The following is a 1,204-nucleotide window of genomic DNA, read 5'->3' on the forward strand; positions in this document are numbered from 1 at the left end:
GTTTCAACACCGATCACATCTGAATTGGTGTAAAGACGGAAATAGTTGTTGCTGAAGAGTTCTTGGACGTATTTGGCGGTTTCCATATTCTTAGAAGCAGCTGTAATCAAAGTGATGTCACGAACAATGGTTTCTTCGGCATGGCTTGGTCCAGAAACCACCACGATGTCAGAACGTAGTTCTTTTGGAATCTCTTCCTCAATAACAGTTGATAGGCGTTCGTGTGTTCCAGGCTCAAGGCCTTTTGACGCGTGCATCACGACGACTTTATGGTCAAGCACCTCAGCGACTTGTTTTGCAACAAGACGCATGACTTTTGTGGGGACGACAAATAAGACAGCATCCGCGTCTTTTAGGGCTTCAGATAAATCAAGCGTTGCCTTGATGTTTTCTGAGAGATGTTTGTCTTTGAAGTAACGTATATTAGTATGTTCCGTGTTGATTTCATTGATTTGTTCGAGAACATTTCCCCAGAGACAAACGTCATGCCCATTATCGTTTAATACTTGGGCGAGAGCGGTTCCCCACGAACCGGGTCCTAAGACAGCAATTTTTTGTCTTACCATTTTTTCTCCTCTCTTAAACGAGCCAGATTACAACCTCCATTATATCACAAGAAAACCTTGTTTGTCTTCATTATTTGTAACGTCTTTCGAAAAATGAGGGGGCTTAAGTCTTGTTTGGAAAGGTTATCCGTCTGTCATGTGCTGGGAGTTATGGTATAATGGAAGGACTTTTAGAAATGACGAGGAAAGGAAGACAATTGTGATTGATTTAGAAGAGATTTTATCTAAAATGAATCCCAATCAAAAAATCAACTATGACCGTGTCATGCAACAAATGACCAAACAATGGCTGAAAGAAGAGGTGCGACCTCGCATTCTTGTTCACGTTTGTTGTGCCCCGTGTTCGACATATACCTTGGAGTACTTGACGCAGTATGCAGATTTGACGGTTTATTTTGCCAATTCCAATATTCATCCTAAGGTGGAATACCATCGCAGGGCCTACGTTGTTCAGCAATTTGTGTCGGATTTTAACGAAAGAACGGGCAATCAGGTACAATTTATCGAGGCACCTTATGAGCCCTCAGAGTATTTCCAAAAGGTGCATGGTTTGGAAGAAGAGCCTGAGGGTGGCGACCGTTGCAAGGTTTGCTTTGATTACCGTTTGGATAAAACAGCTCAAATGGCTGTGGAGCTTG

Annotated in this window: 2 protein-coding genes; one reads left to right on the top strand and one right to left on the bottom strand. The window is 42.5% G+C overall.

All coding sequences use genetic code 11. The features are described from left to right. Positions 1-566, bottom strand: a 566-nt coding sequence (locus B3R79_RS01390; protein ID WP_293693332.1) for a 2-dehydropantoate 2-reductase N-terminal domain-containing protein, incomplete at its 3' end; no start/stop codon positions are given. 199 nt (positions 567-765) lie between these two features. Here B3R79_RS01390 and B3R79_RS01395 point away from each other — a divergent pair. Continuing rightward, on the top strand, positions 766-1,204 hold a 439-nt coding region (locus B3R79_RS01395; protein WP_293693333.1), incomplete at its 3' end, for an epoxyqueuosine reductase QueH.

The organism is Streptococcus sp. UBA3373 (assembly GCF_002360305.1).
GTDB classification, from domain to species: Bacteria; Bacillota; Bacilli; order Lactobacillales; family Streptococcaceae; genus Streptococcus; species Streptococcus alactolyticus.